The 19501-nt window shown below is 56.9% G+C and carries 12 protein-coding genes; 4 read left to right on the top strand and 8 right to left on the bottom strand.

Annotated features, from left to right (window positions below):
• The first annotated feature begins 149 nt into the window (after positions 1–149).
• Both F556_RS35000 and F556_RS0123365 read left to right on the top strand, forming a co-directional pair.
• Complete coding sequence (locus tag F556_RS35000; RefSeq protein WP_020619423.1) at positions 150–890, top strand: FadR/GntR family transcriptional regulator; 741 nt, start codon at positions 150–152, stop codon at positions 888–890.
• A complete protein-coding gene (locus tag F556_RS0123365) occupies positions 874–2631 on the top strand; it encodes a methyl-accepting chemotaxis protein (RefSeq protein ID WP_020619422.1) in 1758 nt (585 codons plus the stop codon). Before F556_RS35000 ends, F556_RS0123365 begins: the two co-directional genes overlap by 17 nt.
• A 363-nt stretch (positions 2632–2994) precedes the next feature.
• Here F556_RS0123365 and F556_RS0123360 read toward each other — a convergent pair whose 3' ends face one another.
• Positions 2995–4023 carry a copper amine oxidase N-terminal domain-containing protein gene (locus tag F556_RS0123360; RefSeq protein WP_083938111.1) on the bottom strand — a complete coding sequence of 343 codons (1029 nt, stop codon included), beginning with the start codon at positions 4021–4023 and terminating at the stop codon, positions 2995–2997.
• A gap of 116 nt (positions 4024–4139) precedes the next feature.
• Positions 4140–4973 carry a hypothetical protein gene (locus tag F556_RS0123355; protein WP_020619420.1) on the bottom strand — a complete coding sequence of 278 codons (834 nt, stop codon included), beginning with the start codon at positions 4971–4973 and terminating at the stop codon, positions 4140–4142.
• A gap of 128 nt (positions 4974–5101) precedes the next feature.
• Here F556_RS0123355 and F556_RS0123350 point away from each other — a divergent pair, with 128 nt between their 5' ends.
• Positions 5102–5494: an SET domain-containing protein gene (locus F556_RS0123350; protein WP_020619419.1), complete on the top strand. Its 393-nt coding sequence runs from the start codon at positions 5102–5104 to the stop codon at positions 5492–5494.
• Positions 5495–5574: 80 nt separating this feature from the next.
• On the opposite strand, the gene F556_RS0123345 is transcribed toward F556_RS0123350, so the two are convergent.
• The 3 genes from F556_RS0123345 to F556_RS0123335 are packed head-to-tail and all read right to left on the bottom strand — an operon-like array spanning position 5575 to position 7398.
• Positions 5575–6096 carry a DUF3221 domain-containing protein gene (locus F556_RS0123345; RefSeq protein ID WP_020619418.1) on the bottom strand — a complete coding sequence of 174 codons (522 nt, stop codon included), beginning with the start codon at positions 6094–6096 and terminating at the stop codon, positions 5575–5577.
• Between the two features lie 46 nt (positions 6097–6142).
• Positions 6143–6649: a GNAT family N-acetyltransferase gene (locus F556_RS0123340; RefSeq protein ID WP_020619417.1), complete on the bottom strand. Its 507-nt coding sequence runs from the start codon at positions 6647–6649 to the stop codon at positions 6143–6145.
• A 35-nt stretch (positions 6650–6684) separates the two neighbouring features.
• A complete protein-coding gene (locus F556_RS0123335) occupies positions 6685–7398 on the bottom strand; it encodes an NAD-dependent deacylase (protein WP_020619416.1) in 714 nt (237 codons plus the stop codon).
• A 158-nt stretch (positions 7399–7556) separates the two neighbouring features.
• Here F556_RS0123335 and F556_RS39270 point away from each other — a divergent pair, with 158 nt between their 5' ends.
• Positions 7557–7772, top strand: coding sequence for a DUF5316 family protein (locus tag F556_RS39270; protein WP_020619415.1), 216 nt, complete (start codon positions 7557–7559; stop codon positions 7770–7772).
• Between the two features lie 68 nt (positions 7773–7840).
• Here the strand turns inward: F556_RS39270 and F556_RS38630 are convergent, their stop codons facing one another.
• From F556_RS38630 to F556_RS34990, 3 genes are all read right to left on the bottom strand, one after another.
• Positions 7841–12820: a beta strand repeat-containing protein gene (locus tag F556_RS38630; protein ID WP_020619414.1), complete on the bottom strand. Its 4980-nt coding sequence runs from the start codon at positions 12818–12820 to the stop codon at positions 7841–7843.
• A 418-nt stretch (positions 12821–13238) separates the two neighbouring features.
• Positions 13239–16901: a glycosyl hydrolase family 2 protein gene (locus tag F556_RS0123320; RefSeq protein WP_020619413.1), complete on the bottom strand. Its 3663-nt coding sequence runs from the start codon at positions 16899–16901 to the stop codon at positions 13239–13241.
• Positions 16894–19293 carry an AraC family transcriptional regulator gene (locus F556_RS34990; protein WP_020619412.1) on the bottom strand — a complete coding sequence of 800 codons (2400 nt, stop codon included), beginning with the start codon at positions 19291–19293 and terminating at the stop codon, positions 16894–16896. The genes F556_RS0123320 and F556_RS34990 overlap by 8 nt, the downstream gene beginning before the upstream one ends.
• Between the last annotated feature and the right edge of the window lie 208 nt (positions 19294–19501).

Raw genomic sequence — 19501 nt, 5'->3', positions numbered from 1 at the left:
TTACTCTTCTAAGTATAATGGACAATAGGACTAAAGCCGTGTAAATTTTTTTTACTTCAGAATTCTCATTTTATGTCGATATAACTAAGTATTGACGAACGTCCAATTCGTACGAATCCTATGGACACAAGGAGTGAATTAATAGACCGGTGGACACGACCATTTTCAGGGGTGTGGAGCTGCAGACCGTACCTCAACAAATCGCGAATGCCATCAAGGAAGTCATCTATGAGGGGAAGCTTCAACCCGGGGAAAGTGTAGCCAAGCAAGAGGAGCTAGCACAAACTTTTGGTGTCAGCCGCCCGACGATCCGGGAAGCCTTGAAGATTTTAAACCGCGAACAAGTCATCATGCCTAATCCCAACAAAGAAAGCGGCTATGTCATCGCCAACTTCCATCCCGACAATGCGATGACCAACGTACGTGATACCATTATTCTTTCTCTAACCTTCCAGACCATGACACTGCTCGATCTGTTCCATGTTCGTCAGATGCTGGAGATTCCCTGTGCGGGACTAGCTGCCGAACGTCGGACAGCGAAGGATCTGGAGCGGCTGCGCGAGTATCTGCCGATGATAGATCTGGAGAGCCGCAGTACCCGAGAAATCATCGAACTGGATTTAAGCTTTCATCTTATTCTGGCGGAGTCTACCCACAATCCACTTGCCATCATGCTTATACGAGCCCTAACGACGGCTTATATGCGGTTCATTCCTGAACTACAGCGTGTAGACAAGGCATCCATTGTGGCAGACCTACCGGAAGTGTTTGAAGCGATTGAGGACCAGGATGTCGAGCGGGCCAAGCTTCAGATGCAGCACCACATGTCTAATTTTGTTAATTTTTACGATGCGCATGAGAGGAGTTTCACACATGTCCACCACCCGTAAGGGCTTCGTCTTGACGATCAGAGTCAAGCTGATGCTTGCGTTTTTGCTGCTGATGATCATTCCTACGGTCGTCGTCGGCGTACTGAGTTACAATGTATCCACGACAGAGACAGACAAGCTGATCCGCAACAACCTCCAGAATACCGTCAAAATTGCCAATCAGACCATTATCACCTTCCACGAAGCGGTCATGAACGGCGATATGTCGCTCGATCAGGCCCAATCCCAGCTGAAGTCGATGCTGCTTGGCTTCCAGCTCCCGGACGGCACACGCCCCGGCAACCGCAGTATTGATCTCGGCGAGAACGGCAGCTTCTTCATCCTAGACAGTGAAGGCATTATTGTCGCTAGCATGGGTAGCAATGAGGGACAAAATGTTAGAGATGAGCTTGAAGGTGAACTCTTAACCTCTGTGGAGGAAATTTTGAGCAAAGCCAAGAGCGGCGGAGACTTTACCTATTATAATTCAACATTGGGTGAGACGGAGGAGCCCTCTGAGGTTCTCGCTTACGGGGAAGGCACGACCTTCTGGAACTGGGTTATTGTCGCCAACACGCATCTGTCAGATTTCAATCAGGGCCAGGAAAATATCCTGCGGGCCATCTTCCTCTCGATTGCCATTTCTATCGTCGTGGGAGCAGCTATCGCGTTCCTGATCTCCAGCCAGTTGGCTTCACCGATCCGCCGAATCGCCCAGCAGGCCAGACGGATCGCAGACGGCCATCTCACGGATCCGGATATCAAAGTCACCAGCAAAGACGAGACCGGGCAGCTGGCTCAGGACTTCAATGTCATGACACAGAACCTGAAGCTGCTTATTGCTCAGGTCATCTCCAGCTCCGAACAGGTTGCTCAATCCTCGGGTACGCTCAACGCTGCGGTCGGGGAATTGACTCAGGCTTCCAAGCATACCGCTGACTCGATTCAGGAAATTGCTACAGGTATTGAGGTACAGGCCAATGGTACCGAGCAGAGTACACAAGCGATGGAGGAAATGACGGTCGGCATCCGCCGGATCGCAGACAGCTCCGCTTCTGCTTACGAGATTTCCTTGAAATCGGAAGAAGAAGCGCACCAAGGCAATGAATTTATTGAGCGTTCGATCAATCAGATGCACCTCATTAACGAGTCGGTTCGTGACATTGCGAATGTCATCACCGAGTCTTCGGCTCACTCGCGTGAGATTAGTGAAATTATCAACCTCATGACCGAGATTGCCAGCCAGACCAACCTGCTCTCGCTTAACGCTTCGATCGAAGCCTCTCGTGCAGGCGAATATGGACGTGGCTTTGCGGTTGTCGCAGCAGAGATCAAGAAGCTCTCCAGTGTGTCCAGCGATTCTGCGAAGCGGATTATTGAGCGGGTAGATGCGCTGCAGAGCGGCATTGAATCGGCCGTCGAGGCCATGCGCAAAGGCGAGAAGGAAGTGGAGGAAGGGCTCAAGCTGATCGGTCATACCGGCGAACTCTTCAAGAACATCAAGGAATCCGCCGTGAAGTCGGTTGCCTCCATCCAAGATACCTCGGCCGCTGCCGAGCAGCTGTCCGCCAGCTCGGAAGAAGTGTTCGCTTCCCTGCAGGAAATCGAACAGATCGCCGGTCAATCGGCAGCAGGCGCCCAGTCCATCTCTGCCAGCTCCGAAGAGCAGATCGCATCGATGGAAGAGGTCGGCTACGCCGCTCGCGAGCTCGAGCGCATGTCCGAGGACCTCAAGCGTTCGGCTGAGCGCTTTAAAGTGTAACCACACTCTACGCGATACGAATAACAACAGCCCCTGCATCCATTGTGGACGCGGGGGCTGTTTGATGTGCCGCTCAATCAGGACTGCAATTTCTTCACCATCCGGTAATTGTTCAACGTCACGCCTCGCCGTGAGGCTTGCTTCGGTTTCAACCGCGTGCAAGCCAAGCGCGGTGTGCTACAGCGGGCGCAAAGCCGTGGTGCGAGCAAATAGAGGAAGAAAGGTACGCTACAGCTTACGCAAAACCGTGGTGCGAGCAAATAGAGGAAGAAAGGTGTGCTACAGCGGCCGCAAAACTGTGGTGCGAGCAAATAGAGGCAACAAAAAGACGAGGCCGATATCGGCCCCGCCTTACTGGGGTGCTTACCCCTTCATGTACTGCTCGACTAGTGCTCTGCCTTGCTCCAGCTCCCGGTTGAACTGATCACGGAAAGCCTGCAGACCCGATGTACTGAAGCCGCCTGCCTTGAGCTGTGCCTCAGCATCTGCAACAATACGCTCAAAGTTGACCGTACACTCGTTTACTTTGGCTTCAGCTTGCGTGTAGAGCTGTTGTCTCTTGGCCGCATCCTTCTCACCAAACCATTGCAGTCCAAGCGATTCAATGGAAGCAACACAGGAGTTTCTGAGCGTGTCCAGCTTTGCTTTGGCATCAGCTTCGATAGAGGCTTGGGTTGCAGTCGATCCGCCACCGCCTCCACCAGTGCCGCCACCCGGTGTTCCTGTATTGCCGCCTGTGGATGGTGTACCGCCCGTGTTGCCACCATTACCATTGCCCGTCCCAGTTCCTGGCGTCGTCCCGCCATTATTGCCCGGCTGGGTGGTACCTGGTTGTTGCCCCTGGTTGTTACGGTATGCTTCAGATTCTGCCGTGATGCTCTTGGATTGTGCATTCCAGTTGATCGCGGTGCCTACCGATTCTGACATGAAGCGGACAGGGACATAGGTGCTGCCATCTACATTATAAATACTTTGTCCTTGCGGCAGCACTTTGGCCTGACCATGGAAAACCAGCTTAGCTTCCATTGGAACGGCCGTAATTGATTTTACAGGCTGCGAAGCCGTTGTCGTGCGAGCAGCGTTCATGAGCCACTCCCGCAGCGATACCTGCTCTTGGGCCGTTGGCTCAGAGACGGTAACCGTGCGGCTCTTGCTGTCCCATGCTACCCCCTTCTGAAGGGCGTTAGCAAAGAAACGGAGCGGAATGTACGTACGACCTTCATGAATAAATGCAAACTGCCCGGAAGGCAGGGATAGTCGCTGGCCGTCGAATTGCATTTGGATATTCATGGATTGCAATTTGAGTGATTTGGCACTAGCCGCTGCCGTCAGCGGCAGCATGGCAGCCACCAGCAGGAAGCTTAACAACGCTGCCATCATTCTAGTCTTCATTGTGTTATGTACCACCTTTCGTCATCTTACTAGCATTATAGCGCAGGATCCGCATCCAACCTATACATAATTATACATATTGCTACTATTTGTTGCACTCTTGGACATACGCATCCCTACTCCGATGCCGCTCCCAGAATCGAGCTCAATGCGGAAGCTCTCGCTGAGTTCTTGGCGGATTCATAAGCACTTTGCCACCCGGGCATTTCAGAGGTAGAAATTCCTGCTTGCTTGTAGTCCGCTTGAGCTTGCGACATGATGGATTGGAATTGCCCATCACAGCCCGATTCAGCTTCCGAGATTTTGCCCATATAGCTGCTCTGGATTTTCTGCAGATCGCTGTCCCCCTTTAACTCTCCCACAATTTGACCTACAAGGGCTTGCATCTTGCCGGTACAGGAATTCTGGAGCGCTTGTAATTGCCCATCGTACTTCGCATCAATCCGGCCTTTGGCTGCCGAGTTCGACGGCTGCTCCGGTTGTTCCGGTTGAACAGGCTTGGCGGACGGGTTCGGGTTTTGCTCGCCCGAAGCTGCTGGCGACTCAGGTTGGGCGGACTCCTGTGTAGGCGGCACAGTCGTTTCAGACGTTGTGTCTGCATCCACAGAATTCTCTGTCGTTGTATGCTGTTCGTCAGCACTAGGCGTTGTCGTTGACTGTTGATCTCCTTCTTCCGCGCCGCTACCACCTGGTGCTGTCACAGGATCGGTCGATTCTCCGACGTTCTCATTTCCTGCAGGCTCTTCGTTACCTCCTGCTTCTGCCACTTCGGCAGGCTTGTCCACGCGGGCGAGAACCTCCTCAGGGCTCAAAGAACTGGCATACCAATAGCTACCGCCAATAACCACCGCAGCGAAGACCGCCAGCCCCGCTGATCCCCAGGCAAGCTTACGTCGCCAGGACCAAGCTGGTTTAGCCGATTCATGTTGTTCAGCATCTGTCTTTGTCACGTGCAGCACTCCTTTCTCTGCCTGTAATTGTAAACGTTAGTCCGAGCCGGAAGGTTGCTGTTTGGACGAATGTCCGTTAGAATGACATCAAATAGCACGCTATTAATCTCATAAGGAACAGGTGACCTATGATCGAAGTTCGCACCTCCCCGCTCAGCAAAGGCGAGTTCAGACGCGGTGTTTTCGCAACCTGCGACATTCCGGAAGGCACACTCATTCACGAAGCACCCGTCGTCGCTTACGAGAATGAGGACGATGTCCACATTGAGCAGACGATCCTTGCTGACTATGTCTACCAATACGGCAAGAACCACACCGCCATTCTACTAGGTTATGGCAGTTTATTCAACCACTCCTATCAACCGAATGCCATTTACGATATCAGCTTTGAGAAGCATACGTTCGATTTTTTTGCCTATCGTGACATTCAGGCTGGTGAAGAAATCTTGATTAATTATAACGGTGAACCTGACTGCATGGACCATTTATGGTTCCTGGATGACGAAGAGACCTCCAACTGACCTTCCCCTATGGACGCACGAGAAAACGGCGAAAGCATGAAGGCGGCAGGCCTTTCATCGCTTTCGCCGTTTGAGCTTTTTCAGCCGTTCGCTTCTTCCTGGACCCTTACTTCAACCTCCGAGTTTTCGCTAATCGATGCGTTCTCATAAATTAGAATACGCCACTCACTTGACCTCTCCAGATACTCTACTTCCAGCACGGTAGGAGTAATCAAGTTTTCTGCCTGCTGCAAAGCCTGACGCACCGCCTCCTCACGAGACAATGCCGCGCCCTCAGGTTGTTCATCCTGAATTTGCTTGACCGACTTTCCCTGCGCCTGCAGCGGATAACTGTCATTCACCCCTCCGTCAAAAGCAACCTCAACCTGTTGGCCTACCTCTACTTTGCGATGAATGCCTGACAACCAGGCTGCATTGTAACGTGGATTTTCCATATCCTCTCTGCCTAGCTTCTCGTTAGAGACTACCAGCACCCTTTGCTCATCCTCTTCAACCACGGTCCCTCGTATACCATAGAACGGCTCTTCCGGTTCAGATGCGTTGCCGCCGCTACACCCCGCTAGCAGTACAATCAGCAACATACCCAGTACGTATTTCATCATGCGCAGCCCCCTTTATCTACCATAGACGATAGAACTTTGGGAAAAGTTACGATTTAGACGCGTTGTTGAAGGTATAGCCTTGGCCTACCCAGGATTCTGTCTCGACGGTAGATAGCTGATAGCTCCCGCTTGTGTAAGCTGCAATGACCTTTTGCCAGAAGATCTGGGAGGGAACATTGTCCCCATGCTGCAAAACCTCCCAATCCCCCTTAAACTTATCGAAGACTATTGCAGCAACAGCGCCGCCAATTCCCTGTTTGCGATATTTTCGCATAATGAAGAACTCAGCTATCGATTTGGACGATCCTGATTTTTGTAGATAGCAATGGCTATTTACCAGCAAAAAGCCCCCATAGGCACCATCGACAAGCACAAAGAACGGATACCGGCCTTCGTCTGTCCAGTAATGATCCAGATATCGATACTCGTACCTCCCGAATGCATTGACGTCGCGATCATTAAACTCACTGAAATCATACTCATACAGCTCGATTAACTGGCGGAGAACCGGTTTTTGCTCTTCTTGTACCTCGATCACCTGAATATCCGGCATACGTTCACTCCTCTTATTTACCTGGGTGGTACTGGTCAGTAACCAAGCTTATCTGCGGCCTCTTGCAAAACATCGCCTATCTTCCGTCCATGGATGACATAATCAGCTAGTGTGTCAAGCGGTGTGGGTTCCTCATTCACGATAACGAGCTTAGCGCTATGCTCACGAGCAATGCGGGGCAACCAATTCGCAGGAGAAACGACAAGTGATGAACCCAAAACAATAAACAGCTCGGCTTGGCGGGCTGCTTGCTCGGCTGCCTCCAACGCACGCTCGTCCAGCATTTCACCAAACAATACTACAGAAGGGCGAATGAATCCGCCGCAACTGCACCTCACTTCCTCGTCAAGGTAGCGCTGTTCAGGGTAAGTGTTGCGACAGGCCTCACAATGGAGCTCGCGGATCGTACCATGAATCGGGATGACTTGCGGGTTGCCTGCGATTTCATGCAAACCATCTGTGTTTTGGGTAATGACGCTCTGCAGCCATCCCTGCTTTCCCCAGGAAGTCAGGACATCGTATCCCCGATGCGGCTTGACCGTCTGTAGGGCTCGAATTCTACTGCTATAGAACGACACGAAATCATTTGTATTGTCACGCAGAGCTTCGATACTAGCCAATGAGCGCGGGTCAATTCCCCGCCATAGTCCCTGTGCTGAACGGAAATCAGGCACCCCACTCTCCGTGCTCATGCCAGCACCGGTGAAAACGACTGTATTTTTTGAGGCTTGCAGTAAGTTAGCAATCATCAATACACCCCCTGATGTTAACTCGATTTACAATTTCAAGAAACGATTCTGCCGCGGATACGTATATTCTATTAAATTCATCGGTAGCCAGGCAACCTTGAGCAAGCTTATGCTTTCGAAGTGAGTTTTCCTTCGGAAAACTTTGAGGAGTTATCCTTATGTCTTTAGTAGAAATACTAATGGTCATTGGCGTCGTCGGCATCCTTATCTCTGGATTCATGGTGGGTTCTTGGACAAGTGGTGACAGGCAACGGGCTAATTTTAATACCGTAGTCCCTGAGGAACGACCTATCCGAAACAAAATAGCCCGTTGGTGTGCAGGCGTAGCAGCTGTTTCGTTCGCTCTTGGGGCGGCAATATATTATTGGTTCTAAGCAAATGAAGTAAAAAAGCAGGCAGTGCCCACATACGGCACTGCCTGCTTTGTATAAATGACTGCTTTTTACACGGTTGGTCCATCTGCAATACGGAACAGACAGAAGTGGCCTGCACTTCCCACTACAGCTCCCGTCGAGTCAGCACCATTTGCTAAAGTAACAGCGTTCACGGAACGGTTATAGATGGCCAAGGTCGTACCAGCTGCGTAACTCTGAACCCGAATGACGTTAATTTGTCCAGCTGAACCGGCATTGGCTGACGGAGCGATGACCGGTGCTGCCGTACTACCGTTTATTGATATTGCGAACAATGAGTTGGCTGGCGTAAGAAGTGCAGTATTAAGAACACAAGAGAGGTAGTATAATCCCCCCTGTACCAATGTGAAGGTTGTAGTCCCATTTGTCGTGATTCCCGCAAGCGTAGTGGAGCTATTAATCGTTACAAGACCGTTACTGGCCACCGTTTGACCGGCAATATTTGAATTCACAAACGGCTGAAGGATTGGACCCGTAGGACCAGTTGGGCCTGTGATTCCAGTTGCTCCGGTCGCTCCTGCTACTCCTGTGGCACCAGTCGCTCCTGCCACTCCTGTGGCTCCGGTCGCTCCGGCTACTCCTGTTGCACCGGTGGCCCCGGCTACTCCTGTTGCACCGGTGGCTCCGGTCGCTCCTGCTACCCCTGTTGCACCGGTTGCCCCTGCGGCGCCTGTCGCTCCGGTGGCTCCTGCAGCGCCTGTGGCCCCGGTTGCTCCGGCTACTCCTGTTGCACCGGTCGCTCCCGCTACGCCTGTTGCACCGGTCGCTCCCGCTACGCCTGTTGCACCTGTTACTCCTGTTGCACCGGTGGCTCCGGCTACTCCTGTTGCTCCGGTGGCTCCTGCGACGCCGGTGGCCCCCGTTGCTCCTGCCGCGCCTGTCGCTCCGGTGGCTCCGGCTACTCCTGTGGCTCCCGTGGCTCCGGCTACTCCTGTCGCTCCCGTGGCTCCGGCCACTCCTGTCGCTCCCGTGGCTCCGGCTACTCCTGTCGCTCCCGTGGCTCCGGCTACTCCTGTCGCTCCCATGGCTCCGGCTACTCCTGTTGCTCCGGTGGCTCCTGCGACGCCTGTGGCCCCGGTTGCTCCGGCTACTCCTGTGGCCCCGGTTGCTCCTGCCACTCCTGTGGCTCCGGTTGCACCGGCTACTCCTGTTGCTCCGGTGGCTCCGGCCGCGCCTGTCGCTCCCGTGGCTCCGGCTACTCCTGTTGCTCCGGTTGCTCCTGCGGCGCCTGTCGCTCCGGTGGCTCCTGCGACGCCTGTCGCTCCTGTGGCTCCCGCGACTCCTGTAGCTCCGGTTGCTCCTGCGACACCTGTTGCACCGGTCGCCCCAGCTACTCCTGTTGCACCGGTGGCTCCTGCGACTCCGGTCGCTCCCGTTGCTCCTGCCAGACCTGTTGCTCCCGTCGCTCCCGCTACACCTGTGGCTCCGGTGGCTCCTGCCTCGCCTGTCGCTCCGGTTGCCCCCGCTACTCCTGTCGCTCCGGTGGCTCCGGTGGCTCCGGCGGCTCCGGTCGCTCCCGCTACTCCTGTCGCTCCGGTCGCGCCTGTTGCACCTGTTACTCCTGTTGCACCGGTGGCTCCGGCTACTCCTGTTGCTCCCGTGGCTCCTGCCGCGCCTGTGGCTCCCGCGACTCCTGTCGCTCCGGTTGCTCCTGCGACGCCTGTGGCTCCCGTGGCTCCGGCGGCTCCGGTCGCTCCTGCTACGCCTGTGGCTCCTGTGGCTCCTGCCACTCCTGTGGCTCCGGTCGCTCCTGCTACGCCTGTGGCTCCCGTGGCTCCTGCCTCTCCTGTCGCTCCGGTGGCTCCCGCTACTCCTGTTGCTCCCGTGGCTCCCGCTACACCTGTTGCTCCCGTGGCTCCTGCCTCTCCTGTCGCTCCGGTCGCTCCCGCTACTCCTGTAGCTCCTGTTGCACCTGCGACGCCTGTCGCTCCGGTGGCTCCTGCGACGCCTGTGGCTCCGGTCGCTCCCGTGACGCCTGTGGCCCCCGTAGCTCCTGCGACTCCTGTTGCACCGGTCGCTCCCGCGATGCCAGTTGCACCGGTCGCTCCCGCCACACCTGTGGCTCCCGTCGCTCCCGCTACACCTGTGGCTCCTGCCTCGCCTGTCGCTCCGGTTGCCCCCGCTACTCCTGTGGCTCCGGTGGCTCCGGTGGCTCCGGCTACTCCTGTGGCTCCCGTGGCTCCGGCTACTCCTGTTGCTCCGGTGGCTCCTGCGACGCCGGTGGCCCCGGTCGCTCCCGCTACGCCTGTTGCACCGGTCGCTCCCGCTACGCCTGTTGCACCGGTCGCTCCCGCTACGCCTGTGGCTCCGGTCGCTCCCGTGACGCCTGTGGCCCCCGTTGCTCCTGCTACTCCTGTTGCACCGGTCGCTCCTGCGACGCCTGTGGCTCCCGTTGCTCCCGCTACACCTGTCGCTCCGGTCGCTCCTGCGACGCCTGTGGCTCCCGTTGCTCCTGCCGCGCCTGTGGCTCCGGTGGCTCCTGCGACACCTGTGGCTCCGGTGGCTCCTGCCACTCCTGTGGCCCCGGTTGCACCTGCCACTCCTGTAGCTCCGGTCGCTCCTGCAGCGCCTGTGGCCCCGGTTGCTCCCGTGGCTCCTGCGACACCTGTTGCTCCCGTGGCTCCGGTGGCTCCCGCTACTCCTGTCGCTCCTGTTGCACCGGTGGCTCCCGCTACTCCTGTGCCCCCGGTCGCCCCGGCTACTCCTGTCGCTCCCGTGGCTCCCTCTACTCCTGTAGCTCCGGTCGCTCCTGCTTCACCTGTCGCACCCGTGGCTCCCGTTGCTCCTGCCACGCCTGTGGCTCCGGTGGCACCTGCTACTCCTGTTGCACCGGTTGCACCTGCGGCGCCTGTCGCTCCGGTGGCACCTGCCACACCTGTGGCTCCCGTTGCTCCCGCTACGCCAGTTGCACCGGTCGCTCCCGCTACTCCTGTTGCTCCCGTGGCTCCTGACTCGCCTGTCGCTCCGGTGGCACCTGCCACACCTGTGGCTCCCGTTGCTCCCGCTACGCCAGTTGCACCGGTCGCTCCCGCTACACCTGTTGCTCCCGTTGCTCCGGTGGCTCCTGCCACTCCTGTTGCACCGGTGGGTCCTGCTACTCCTGTTGCGCCTGTCGCTCCCGCTACACCTGTGGCTCCTGTGGCTCCTGTGGCTCCTGCCTCGCCTGTCGCTCCGGTCGCTCCCGCTACACCTGTAGCTCCTGTGGCTCCGGTGGCCCCCGCTACTCCTGTCGCCCCGGTTGCTCCTGCCACTCCTGTGGCACCGGTCGCTCCTGCTTCACCTGTCGCACCAGTGGCTCCCGCTACTCCTGTCGCACCAGTGGCTCCCGCTACTCCTGTCGCTCCGGTGGCACCTGCCACTCCAGTTGCTCCGGTTGCTCCTGCGACGCCCGTTGCTCCCGTTGCTCCTGCTACACCTGTTGCACCGGTTGCCCCTGCCACGCCTGTAGCTCCCGTGGCTCCTGCTACACCTGTTGCACCGGTCGCTCCTGCTAAGCCCGTTGCTCCCGTGGCTCCTGCAACTCCTGTTGCTCCGGTTGCCCCTGCTGCGCCTGTCGCTCCCGTGGCTCCCTCCACACCTGTAGCACCGGTGGCTCCTGCTACGCCTGTGGCTCCCGTTGCTCCTGTGACTCCCGCAGAGCCTGTTGCACCAGTAGCCCCTGCTGCGCCCGTTGCTCCCGTTGCACCTGTGGCACCTACTAAGCCACTTCCTTCAATGGTTACAATAGACGTTCCTTCAATTACTGAAATATCCAAAGTACTTGATTCAAAAGACAGACTTCCGCCCGCGAGTACCTCACCTGTTCCCGTGGTGCCGCTAAGTCCAAATAAAACGGAACCAGGCTGTACAGTTCCCGCTGGACCTGTCGGCCCCGTAGCTCCTGCAGGACCAGTTGGTCCAGTAGCTCCTGTAACTGACCTGCTTTCGATCGATATGATAGATGTGCCTTCAATAACTGCTATATCTAGAGTTGTGGATTCAAAAGACAAGTCACTGCCAACATCAACTTCTCCTGCCCCGGTTGTTCCACTGATGTTAAACAGTGATACTCCTGGTTCAACTGCACCTGTTGGACCTATTGGCCCGGTGGCTCCCGTAGCCCCAGCTTCACCGGTCGCGCCTGTGGCTCCCGTAATCCCAGCTGCTCCTGTCGCTCCGGTTGCTCCTGCGACACCTGTTGCACCGGTCGCCCCGGCTACTCCTGTTGCACCGGTTGCTCCTGCGACTCCGGTCGCTCCCGTTGCTCCTGCCACGCCTGTGGCTCCGGTGGCACCTGCTACTCCTGTTGCACCGGTTGCCCCTGCGGCGCCTGCCGCTCCCGTTGCTCCCGTAACCCCAACTGCTCCTGTCGCTCCGGTGGCTCCCGTAACTCCAGTTGCTCCTGTCGCCCCTGCGGCTCCCGTAGATCCCGTTGCACCGGCTGGGCCGGTTACGGCACGCGATTCAATATTGACGATTGCCGAGCCGCTTCTTACCGTGATATCCAACGTGGAGGACTCGAAAATCAAGTCAGTCAAAGCCTCTACGCCTGCATCCCCCGTAGTCCCGAATACATTAAACAACGGCGTCCCCGGCGCCACTGCGCCCGACGGTCCTGTTGCTCCTGCCGGACCAGTAGGTCCCGTAGCCCCTGCTGGGCCGGTAGCACCGGGAGGCCCCGGAGGCCCGCCCGATGGCCCGGTTGGACCAGCGGGACCTGTCGGTCCCACCGAGATCGGTGTGGCCAATATACTTTCCAACTTATTTTGCAGCAACCACTCTTTCTGTGTCAGCTGGCGAATCGTATCCCGAACACTCGCATTGACATTTAATATGTCACTGATTGTGGCTGCCGGACCTGATAATCCGGGGAGTGTCCCCAGCACATACTGCAGCTTTTCCCCTTCCGCGTTAATAATGTGACTAAGCCCCAATTCCTCCAACGCAATCGAAGACAGCAAGAGATTTACCGCCTCGTCTCTAGTTACGGAGATAATGGGAGTAATATTAGGTATATTAGACTGCGACATCAAATCCCTCCTCACAAAAATTCATATATATGAACGGTCGCTCCTCAAGCCGAACGTTAATTGTAGACTAGGACGAGCTCCGATGATGTGCACTCTATGCCCTAGTTGTAGGCGATGTATCGACAGCAATCGCGCAGGGCGATACATTTTTACGATAGTGAGCATTATGCAATGTATTCCCTTTCTGATCCTCCCGTGCACAAAATAAAGAACCTGTCCATGTTTCGCTAAGAAACCTGTACAGATTCAATAATCTCCGCCTGCGTGACCTTGCACCGAGCCTATATTATCCTGACTCTTCCTCACAAAAAACGCTCACCACAAAACCTTCATCCCGCAAAATCAGCCTACATCGTGGCTGATTCGCGAAATAAGATCATGGCAAGCGTTAGCGTTCAAACGATAGAATAGATGCGGCTTACTTGGCAGCCCGGAACAACGGATGCTCCTGCACGGAAGGCAGCGTATGCGAAGCCTTGTCGAAGTAGCGGCCCTCCAGGAGGCCGATCAGCGTACTCGTCACCGTCACCTCTACCCTATTGGGGCCTGGTTTCAGAATGGCCGTGTCTCCCACCCAACTATACGGAGTCCATGGGCGCAGGCCGAGCGCGTGACCATTTACCGAAACGGCCGCGCAGTCATGGAAGGCAGAGTCGAAATCCGCAAAGACCAATCGGAACCGCTCCCCGCCAGGCAGCTCCTCTGCACCCAACTCGAATGTCCGGCTGAAGACGAGATCGCCCGCATAATACGGCAACCCCGGATAAGGCGCAGCCTTCAATTCAGCCTGAGTCGGCAGCTTCGTCATGCGCGGGTGGTTCGGAGCGGCGAACGAGACGCCGAATGCTCCAACCAGATAGATCGCATCCGTCACCCCATGCCAATCGCTGCCGATCTCTACCTCCACTGTCAGCCGGTTCTCACCCGTTGTCAGTAATGGAGCAACTTCGCAGCTCACGTTGCTGTTGTCATAGAAACGGACGTCATCAAAGTCCGCCTCTGTCAGCGCATGCCCGTTCACCATCAGGCGCCATGTCCCGCCAATCGCACTCCGGTCCATCAATAGCTGGCAGCGTTCCGGCAGCACATCGACTTCGAACACCGCTTCGTACGAAGCTTGCAGTGGATAAGCAATTGCCGTCCGCACCGGCGTCCCGAATGGCTGTTCAAAGGCCAGCGGCAGCGTTATGCCTGCGGCCACAGCTTCGCCCAGCTGATCGATGAAGGTCTTTGCATCTGCCCGGAAAGTTCCCCCTAGCGGCGCAGCCGATTCATCCGGGCGGCGCACGGACATATCAAACGCATCGAAGCGAATAGCATTGTCCCGCAGCGGTGCCATACGCCAAGGTCCCGCAACCGACAGCTTCAGCTCGGAAGGCTTAGCTGAAACCGAACCTGTGCATGCAGCGGTCGCCTCGCCAGAAGAGATTAACACCACATGCGATTGATACGGCGCAAAACGCAGGGTTACTTGATAGGAAGCTTCATTCCCGTCAGCCTGCCTCAGTGCGAGCGCCGTTACTTGTCCTGTCTCAAGGTCATACGACCAGGCGGAGAGCTGGTCTGTCTCCAGGTTCCCCGGGTTACTTCCCGCTGCAGCCTGCTCCAGTACGCGTCCGTCAATGATAAGCTCGGCTGTGACCTCGCCATCCTCCTGATGCGTAGCGAACACCGCCCGCACGCCAGCAGCAACGTCGCGCTGATGCACCAGCAGACTGCGCGCCTCGGATTCAAGGCGCACCTGCTCCGGCAGTTTCTGGTCCAACAGGTCCAGCATAGCCCCCCGCACCTCCTCGCTGAACTGCGATCCCCCATCAACAAAGCTTAGTCGTTCTTGGGCCGCAGAGGCTGCCACTTCATCATTCGCCCCACAAGTCGCCGCTTCTTGCCTCTGTCCCTCTGCGCTTCGGACAACCGGAAGCTCATTTTCACCGCCGCCTTCTGTCGCAGCGCTGCCTCTCTCTCCCCAGAAGTCTGCCGCGCCAGCCGCATCCGCGCTCAAGCCAAATGCCGCCCGCATCTCGCGTGCGACGCGGTCATCGCCCTCGATAGATTCATGCGGCAGCATGCCCATAGCAATTACTTGGCCGCCAGCGTCGATGAAGCGCTTGAGCTTATCCCACGCACGGGATTCCAGATTGGTCAGCGGCGGCAGCAGTACCAGCTCATAGGCCGCATCGCCGACCCGGATCACGCCATCCTCCACGACTCCGCGCTCGGCCAGCGTGTGGGGATCGAGGTGATCATAGTCGCGACGCGCCTGCAGCAAGGTTTTGCAGAGCTCGATCCAGTAGCGCTTGTACGCCGCATGACGGGATTCCTCCTTCTCATCGCTGCCGCCGTAATCATGCTTGTGCAGCGGGTTGGCCAGCATCGTCCACAGCGTCGTAGCCGGGTCCAGCATGGCGATTCGGCGTACCGCCCGACCCGTCCCCATCAACTTGCTGATGCGTCCTGTATAGTCACCCAAGCGGCGGAAGTGCTTCCAATACGGATTTTGGTCGAATTGTGACGGTGGCGCATCATGCTGCGTCATCCCGTCCAGCGTGTAGAAAAAGGCATGGAAATTGTAAAAGTTAATGCCCATCGCCGCCATCCGGTCGATCATCCACCGTGCGTCCTGCAAGGTCATGGACCAACCTACACTATGGAAGCATTCGATCAACGCCCGCTCGCGCCCGTATTGGGCTGAGACCGAGCTGACCATCTTGGGATTGGCCCGCAGGTCCGCGGTGTATTTATCCAGAATCCAGTCCAGTGAGCGGCCGATCTTCTCATGGGCGCTGTCACCGCCAGGCACATGACTATGAGCCTGCGTGGAGAGCCGCATCGAAGGCACCTCGGTCACATAGTGCAGGCCATACTGCTCGCACCAAGCCGAGACAGGCTGATGATAGCTTTCCTGCAGCAGCTCATGCACGGTCAAATAAAAATCATAGCGGACCCGGGCTACCGGCAGCCGCTGTGCTCCCGCAGCCCCAGCGTTCTCAGCGGCAGTCCCGTCAGCCAGACCTGATACCCCGGAACCCTCTGCACGAGCCGTCTCACCCGCAGCCTCTGCGCCAGGCGCACAGCCCGTGCTCGCCCCAGCTCCGTCCCACGCTAATCCTCCAATTAACGCTTCCAAATGCTCCTCGATACGATACCCCCTGCGGTTCAGGAAGGCTTCCGGTACTCGCGGCGACCATGGCACCTTGCCTAGCGGTGCAATTTCGTCGGTGAACATCCCTCGAATTGGACGGCCAAAATACGCCCCCAGCTCATCCGCATACCGCTGATGCGTCAGCCGGATGAAGGTTGCCATGGCCTCCTTGTGGCAGGGATCGACAAACGTACCATAATATTTGAAATCCTCGATTTCCTCTTCCAGAAAAATATGCACTTCCCAATCGCCTGCCGGAGGCGCCCATTGCAGCTTCTGCACCGTCTGGTACGTGAAGAAACGCTTCTGATTATAGGCGGTGAGACCTGTTTTCTGAAAGACTGGCTGCACCTGATCATTGCCGATGTAACGGCGAATGTCGACGGACCGCTCCCAGTCCAGCTCTCCCCCTGCCGCTCTCGGGATGGCCCGGGCGCTCAGCACACGGCCCCATGGCAGCTCGCTCACACACAGCTCGCCGCCTGCAGCTCCCAGTGTCCGGTGCACCAGCATCCGCTGCTTGGCGTCGGGGTGCTCCAGAATCACTTCCCCTCCGGCAATGCCGCTTGGGTATGGATATTCGTCATACAACCAGACCTCGAGCCCGTGCTCCAGCGCGGCCTCAGCCGCCACGCGCACTTTGGCGAACCAGGCGTCAGAGAGGTACGGCACATGCATGCCTTGGCGGGCGCAGACGAAGAATCCGCCGACGCCCTGCTCAGCCATCTCTGCAATCTGTCTGGTAATCTCCTCGTCCTCCAGATCCCCGTTCCAGAACCAGAACGGCTGGATGCGCCATTTGGCTTCCGGCGTACGCAGCTTCTCTACGAATTCACCCAGTGCTCCTGCAGGGACATTCTGCCCACTCATTCCTGCGGTCTGCGGCTGTGCGATTTCCTCCGCCACCTGTGCAATTCGGTCTACCGTCTTCTCATCCATCCTGCTCCTCCTCATCCCGCGGGAGCCCGCCAGGTTCCTCACGGCTTTTTTGTCGGTACTGACTCGGCGTCAGCCCTTCATTCTTCTTGAATAGCCGGTTAAAATAACTGTGCTGATAGCCCACTTCCTCCGCCACATCGCTAATCTTCTTGTCCGTGTCGCGCAGGCTCTGCTTGGCACGCTCCAGTCGCAGCTGGGTCAGATAATCGATAAAATTTAGCCCGGTGATCCGTTTGAATGCCTTGCTAAATGCCGAAGGCGACATCTTCACCTCATCGGCACAGTAATCGAGTGAGATATCTTCGCGGAACCGCTCCTGCACAATGATGATGGCCCGCTCGACTGCTTCCCGGACCTGATGATCCTTTTGCTGCGCCCACTGCTGCATGAACGGCCGGACTACCTTGTCCTGGAACCAAACGGTCATCTCTTCCGGCTCGCGCAGCTGGGCAAGCTGCTCATAGAGGTTGACGCCTTCGTACAGCTGATGGGTATGAAGCCCGGATTGCAGCACCACATGGAGTACGGCTCCGAGCAGCTGCAGCATCCCCTGCTTGAGCGCCGCCTCATGCGGTGCCCGCGCCTGAATCTCGCCTGCGAACTCATGTATCCGGGTGACGGCCTCATCCTCGTTGCCCAGACGGATGGCATAGATAATTTCTTTTTCCAGCTCAAAAGGATAGCCGAGCCCGCCCGTCTCACCTGCTCCATCCCGTTGCTCCAGATCAATGACCTGGCTGCCATCCTGCAGGTCTCGGAAGCCCAGGGCCAGCTTGGTCTCCTCGTATAACGCGGGTATCTGCTTGAGTGCGCTGCCGACGCGGCTGAGCGCAATGGTCGCATGCAGACGCAGCACCTCGGCGATTGCCGAGGTCATCTCCCGCGTCAAGCGTTCGACCCGCTCCTCGGCCGTATCCTCGTCCCACTCGGCTGGTAGCCGGCAGAGCAAACCGATCGTCAGGTCGTGGAAGTTGACGATATCTGCCTCCAGCTCCGATTGCTCGGCCAACTCATGAATAATATTCGATGCCGCAAAGGTCACCAGGCCCTCATCGCCCTGCGAGAACCGGCCTTCCAGCCGGGAGAATCCCGTCAGCCGGATCATCATAATGCGGTAGCGGCGAGCTTCGACTTCCCAGCCGTATTGACTCATCCGCTCCTCCAGCTCCTGCTCTCTGAACGCATAGAGGTTCCCCTGCAGCAGCTGCAGGAGGAAGCCTTCCCGAAGATGCGGGAGATGCTGGTCCAGTTTTTTTTGCAGAATACCGCTCTCCCGCGATAGATCGTTCCAGCCGGACTCGATGAGTGCGAATTCGTCGTCCGCAGGGCCACTCCCCCTGCCTTGCACATTCATCGCCTTCATCAACCGCTCGACTGGCGAGTAGAGACGGGCCGAAGCGAACCAGGCAAGAGCCAGTGCCATCAGGACCAGACCTATACTCATGGCGATGATCAGCTTGGAGACAAAAACAACCGGTGCGGTAATCGCCGTGATCGGGGCCGCCGACACATATGACCATTGGTCCCCCAGTCTTGAGAACCGGCCGTAGGTGACGGAATACGTCTCCCCGCTCTGCGAATCCTCGAATAGAGAGGTTCCCGTTTCTCCCCTGTGCTCCGGCATCGTTGCAAAAATTTTTCGGTCCAATTCGCTGGGCTGATTGTCTGGCGTGGTCGTCAGCAGGAACCGGCCATTTTCGGAATAGAGAAACGTCGTTCCCTGATGATAAGGAGTCAAGGTCTTGATCTGATCCAGCACCCGCTCCCGGTCCAGATAAATGATGAGTGAGCCAAAGGCCGGTGCCGCCGGATGCTGTGAATCCGTCAGCTTATGAACGAGACTCAGCGTATGCGGCCGACTGTTGCCGTAGTTCAGTAACCCCGGGAACTCATTCGACCAATGCATGGCCCGGCGATGCGTCAGCAGACCCTCATACAAATTGATCTGTTCCAGGTCTTCCAACTGTTTGTATCCGCTTTCGGTAAAGACGATCGGCTGCTCTCCTCCGACGTACAACTCCACCTGATGAAACATCGGATTGGAGCCCTTGATCGACAGCAGCGTACGATAGAGTGTATGAACCTGCTCATAACCTGTCGCCAGGTCGAGGTCTGCCAGCTGATCGTGAAAGTTCGCATCATACGACCAGTGGGAGATGAACATCTCCATATTGGCGAACTGATTCTCGAAGGTGTTCGCTGCCCGCTCCAGTTGGCTTGTATGAATATGTTGGAGCTCATGCTCGACTTGCGATTCAATCACCCAGTAGATAAAAAAACCGATGGCCAGTCCCGGAAGACTGGCCAGAAGCAGCACCATCGCCAGCCGATTGCGATATTGTCGCATACCCGACGTCAACAGCTGCGCCCAATAATCTCGCCACTTGCCCATGTGCGCCTCCGTTCCGGCCTTTCCAAGGCCCGTTACAATGCTCCCATTCTACCATACAATCCCCCGGCAATGGCAGTGGACTAGGAAGGCAAATGGAGTGGCCCCCGTCCGTTGGAAGACGGCGGCCGCTGCGTAGTCTGGCCAGCCAGCGAAGCTCTGCTCGGGACAGGCTTATACGCAGCTGTTGCCTGCCTATCCGCAGGAGGCC

This window comes from Paenibacillus daejeonensis DSM 15491, assembly GCF_000378385.1.
Taxonomy (GTDB): domain Bacteria; phylum Bacillota; class Bacilli; order Paenibacillales; family Paenibacillaceae; genus Paenibacillus_D; species Paenibacillus_D daejeonensis.
Note: the sequence above shows the minus strand (reverse complement) of the source record. Positions and strands in the feature narration are given on the sequence as shown.

Bases quoted from the DNA above. Each gene is read 5' to 3' on its own strand.
- F556_RS0123365 (WP_020619422.1), top strand. From the start codon at position 874: ATGTCCACCACCCGTAAGGGCTTCGTCTTGACGATCAGAGTCAAGCTG.
- F556_RS0123360 (WP_083938111.1), bottom strand. From the start codon at position 4,023: ATGAAGACTAGAATGATGGCAGCGTTGTTAAGCTTCCTGCTGGTGGCT.
- F556_RS0123350 (WP_020619419.1), top strand. From the start codon at position 5,102: ATGATCGAAGTTCGCACCTCCCCGCTCAGCAAAGGCGAGTTCAGACGC.
- F556_RS0123345 (WP_020619418.1), bottom strand. From the start codon at position 6,096: ATGATGAAATACGTACTGGGTATGTTGCTGATTGTACTGCTAGCGGGG.
- F556_RS0123340 (WP_020619417.1), bottom strand. From the start codon at position 6,649: ATGCCGGATATTCAGGTGATCGAGGTACAAGAAGAGCAAAAACCGGTT.
- F556_RS0123335 (WP_020619416.1), bottom strand. From the start codon at position 7,398: ATGATTGCTAACTTACTGCAAGCCTCAAAAAATACAGTCGTTTTCACC.
- F556_RS39270 (WP_020619415.1), top strand. From the start codon at position 7,557: ATGTCTTTAGTAGAAATACTAATGGTCATTGGCGTCGTCGGCATCCTT.
- F556_RS38630 (WP_020619414.1), bottom strand. From the start codon at position 12,820: ATGTCGCAGTCTAATATACCTAATATTACTCCCATTATCTCCGTAACT.
- F556_RS0123320 (WP_020619413.1), bottom strand. From the start codon at position 16,901: ATGGATGAGAAGACGGTAGACCGAATTGCACAGGTGGCGGAGGAAATC.
- F556_RS34990 (WP_020619412.1), bottom strand. From the start codon at position 19,293: ATGGGCAAGTGGCGAGATTATTGGGCGCAGCTGTTGACGTCGGGTATG.